4 protein-coding genes are annotated in these 4,572 nt (G+C 43.8%); all 4 read left to right on the top strand.

Going from position 1 to position 4,572, the window contains the following annotated elements:
* Nucleotides 1–333: carboxypeptidase-like regulatory domain-containing protein (locus B3Z75_RS03835; RefSeq protein WP_294067941.1), on the top strand; the 333-nt coding region annotated here is incomplete at its 5' end.
* 318 nt (nucleotides 334–651) lie between these two features.
* Nucleotides 652–1,461: a DUF3658 domain-containing protein gene (locus B3Z75_RS03840; protein ID WP_286853855.1), complete on the top strand. Its 810-nt coding sequence runs from the start codon at nucleotides 652–654 to the stop codon at nucleotides 1,459–1,461.
* A gap of 341 nt (nucleotides 1,462–1,802) precedes the next feature.
* Complete coding sequence (locus B3Z75_RS03845) at nucleotides 1,803–2,195, top strand: YybH family protein (protein ID WP_286853857.1); 393 nt, start codon at nucleotides 1,803–1,805, stop codon at nucleotides 2,193–2,195.
* A gap of 48 nt (nucleotides 2,196–2,243) precedes the next feature.
* A complete protein-coding gene (locus B3Z75_RS03850) occupies nucleotides 2,244–4,412 on the top strand; it encodes an alpha/beta hydrolase (RefSeq protein WP_294067945.1) in 2,169 nt (722 codons plus the stop codon).
* Nucleotides 4,413–4,572 lie beyond the last annotated feature (160 nt).

Raw genomic sequence — 4,572 nt, forward strand, 5'->3', positions numbered from 1 at the left:
AATAAGGTGATGAAAAAGATTCTCTTTTCTATTCTTTTAAGCGGGTTGATCATACCCTTGAGCGCTGAGATAAAGGGTAAAGTTTCTGACAGCGGCAACAATCCCATTAAATACGCCAAGGTGGCGATCTACTCCCTGCCGGACTCGGTATTGATCACCGAAACCAAGACCGATGAGCACGGTGAATTTACATTCACCAACCTCTACAGCGTAAACAAAATGATGAAAGTCTCCTTCAATGGGTACAAAGAAACCTCGTTCCGCGCTTTGCCGGAACAGAACGTCAAGCTCCGGGGAGAGGCGAAAGCATCTGAAGAGCTGGCAGTAAAGTAAAATCAGCCACTATTCCTCCACCCTACACTATTCCTCAAACTTCTGTACGTAAAGTTTGAGGAATTTTTATTTTTGTCCCTCTACCCCTCCTGTCTGTTTTTTGGACACCATTTAAATATATTCAACCATGATCATCGAATATTTTGGCTAAAAATGAGAATGTTATCCATAAATTACCTAAATTTGCAATAATTTAAAAACTCCGACCATGAGTTCATTAGAAGAATAAATTATAGTATCCTTAAACGAATTTATGAGCACAAATTGTAAACTGATACCCGACCATCGAACAAAAAACAAAAAACACAATATAAAGTGATGGATCATAAAGATATACATGTTGTTTTTGGAAACAGTGCAAAAAGTTTATTTATTCAGAGCAATAAATTTAATTTGGACTCTATTCAATTGATTTGTTTGGATGATTGCTTGAATGTGGGTCCCATTTGCGATGTAGATGCTGGCGAGGAAATAAGAAAAAGGAGTAATTGGTGGGTAAAAGTATTTGACTGTCCCACGTCAATGGATGCAGATAGCACGTTTACGCTCATAAACAGAGATGTGGAAACGATAAAAACGCTTGTCGCCAATTACAGGAATGAAAAAATCTATCTATGGACAGGACTTGTCGCTTCTGAAATCATTCATGCGTCAAGATTGTTATATCATTTACAACCGCAGAGCAACCATGTTCACGTGTTTGATTTTTCTAATTTTTCCATGAAAAACATCCACGGAGAGGTTGTATACCCGAGATGTCTGGGCACGACGGACTTATCCCGGGTTGAGAATCCGGAAAAACAGTTTCGTCAACTAACCGAAGAAGAATTGTTGAAATTCAGGAAACTGTGGGAAAGAGTCAAATCCGGGAATTCCCTGCTATGGATTTTAGAAAAGGGCCGAATTGTAGAAAAAGAGGAAACCTACTTCGATTCATTCCTGCTATCACATTGCTCTCACGAATTTCAACGCCCTGCACGGATTATTGGGCAGACACTTTGTGATACCGACCTTAATATAGGTGATTCGTTTCTAAATTACAGGATGAAGCAGTTGGCTTTCATGAAAAAAGTAGAATTTCGTGGAGAGTTGAAACAAATGCGAGATTATGAGGTGCGATTACGATAAAGAATCATGCACCCGGATATACCCTGCAACGTGAGAATGCCGAACGGAGGGGAGATGTGTTATCAGTTGGCAGCCTGGAAGCTCGATCTGTTTACCACCGCTACACCGATATCCGGATTGATGATGAAGTAATGGGGTGGATACATTCCTGCATGATAGGATTATGGGACTGGGGGTGTATCACAGCTTCGACATTCCTTTCTATTACTACAATCTGAGAGAAAATGCGAAAAAAAGAGCCAATAAGTTCATGGAAGAGGTATTCTGAACAATCTTCCACTTTTATACACTTTTACCGGCAATTTACTTAATTCTCAACCTAATAAACTGACAAAAACATCATGGAAAAGCGGACCATTACAGAAACAATTGTTGCCCTGGAAACAGCAGCTCTCGATGCATGGCACAACGGCAACCCCTCTCCCTATCTCGACCTGTACTCGAAGGACTTCACTTATTTCGATCCTGTCCAGGAAAGGCGGATCGACGGATGGGACAGGATAAAAGAGTTGTATGAAAAGATGCGGGGAATGGTGAAAATGGACAAATTTGAAATGATTAATCCGGTGGTACAATCATCCGGTACAATGGCAGTGCTGACCTACAACCTGCACTCATACTCTGGCGAATCAATCTGGAAAGAGAATTGCACGGAAGTGTACCGGCTTGAGGAAAATAACGAGTGGAAAATCATCCACAGCCATTGGTCACTGACCAAACCTGTAATGAATTAATTACATCACCACACCTATCCCTTGATCATGAATAAAATGAACTCTTTTTTGAGAAAAACCCGATACTTCGTTGTCGCGTTTGCGGAGAATTCATGGAGAGGTGCTGCTGCCGGAGCCGTTGTGGCGATGATTTTCGTTCTATTCATCCTGGGATCATATTTTAAAACCGGCGTTTCTCCAATACTGGATGTGTTCCTGATCCTGCTGATAATGGGGTTGTTGATATTCGGGACTGCGGCTTTGGCAAAGCCTCTGTTCAAAATCGTCAAATCGTTTAACCCTTCATTCGTCGCGGCTTTTATTGCCACCTACGTTGTTGCGGGCTATTTGCCTTACCGCTTTTTCAGTCGCTCCTTTATTCTTTTCGGACTTGTTTGTGGGGCCATTGTGGGATATTCCGTATCGAGGGGCCTGAGAAAAAGGTCGTCACGTTTATTACTCCTGTTCGTGGTGGTGATGAACGGGTTGCTTTTCTATTTCCTTTCTACGGATGGCTTTGAAAGCGACATCGTCCCAAACGATCGGTCCTTGAAGGCAACCATCCCGCAGGCTTTTGATGATCCCTCGAAAGCGGGAAAAGAGAACGTGAAAGAGTTGTTTTATGGATCGGGTGACGATAAAAACAGGCCCGAATACGGCAGCCTGATAAGCATTAAAACGGAATCCGTGGATGCCACCCCTTTCTTTGATCAGTCGTCCGGATTTGCAAATTATGCGAGAAAGGCCTACTGGGGATTCAACTCAAAGAATTATCCAATAAATGCCAGGGTGTGGTACCCGGACGGAAAAGGGCCTTTTCCGCTGGTTTTAATAGTGCATGGCAACCATTCCATGATTGATTACTCTGATCCGGGATACGAATACCTGGGCAGATTAATGGCAAGCAGGGGCTACATTGTGGCTTCTGTGGACGAGAACTTCCTGAATGGCGGGTGGATGGGTGACTATGAACAAAAAGAGATGTTCACCCGGGCATGGCTGCTTCTAAAGCATCTTGAGAACTGGCGAAAATGGAACGAGACGAAAAACAATCCATTTTACGAAAGGGTGGACATGAACAACATCGCATTGATTGGGCATTCCCGGGGTGGAGCAGCCGTGGTGACCGCTGCTGCGATCAACCAACTCGACAGATATCACCTTGACGCACAGCAGAAGTTCGATTTTAATTTTTCCATCAAAGGGATCGTCCAGATAGCGCCAAACGACCCCTACACTCCGCAAAAAGAGGTCGCGATCATACCCGAAAACATCAACTACCTGATCCTGCAGGGTGGACACGACGAAGATATGCATTGGTTTTTAGGCAACAGGGTGTACAACAGGGTGATTTTCAAGGATGGGAATTACCATTTTAAAACAGCGCTCTACATTTACCGGGCAAATCACGGACAGTTCAACACCTCCTGGGGACGAAAAGACAACGGAATACCCGCTTCCTGGTTCCTGAACACAAAGCCCATCATGAGCGGCGAAGAACAAAGAGAGATTGCGAAAGTGTACATATCGGCCTTTCTGGAATCAACGCTGAAAGGAAACACCGACTATATTCCTCTGTTCAAAGATTTCAGACAAGCTGCCGGCATCCTTCCGAAAGACTTTTATATCAGTCAGTTCGAGGACACAAACTTTACATATATTGCCGATTTTCAGGAGGATTTTGACGTGACAACGACCTCCCTGCAGGGCGGACGGATTGAGGGGGAGAATTTAAAGGCCTGGCGGGAAGATGCGCTGCCGCTCAGGGACGATTGGGGAACATCGCAACAAAACAGCGGGGTATGCCTGGGCTGGGAGAAGAACGACAGCGTGGCGACCGCCCTGCCGCAATATGTGATTCATATTCCGGATAGTACGGTGAAAAAAGATCGACACAACAATCTTTTCTTTTTTATCTGCAACAACAAGGATGAGGAGGCGAACAGCATCGATTTCTCGATGGAACTGACTGCGAAAAACGGCAGCGTAACAAAATCGTTCGGTAGCTTCAGGCAATTGCCTCCACCGTTGAAAACAAAGTTAACGAAGACCAACCGTATCTACTCGATGGCGAAAAATAAACCTGTGGAAAGGGTATTGCAGTACGTGGAAATTCCTTTCAGCGAATTTACAAAAGCTGACAGCACGTTTGAGCCGTCGGAAATAAATCAGATCCGATTTGTTTTTGACAAGACTGACTCCGGCGAAATACTTCTTGATAAAATAGGCATAAACTGAACGATAGGGGAATTGCATTTCGAGGGGGCTCCGATCATACTACGAGGGGGCAACTCTATAAAATTATAGAGTTGATATAGAGATTATATACGAATTATATAGAGTTGCATAAGTTTAATCCCAGTCCGGGTGGAGCATTCCATGCTCTCTTTATCTTTGA

This window comes from Proteiniphilum sp. UBA1028 (assembly GCF_002316955.1).
In the GTDB taxonomy this organism is placed as follows: domain Bacteria; phylum Bacteroidota; class Bacteroidia; order Bacteroidales; family Dysgonomonadaceae; genus Proteiniphilum.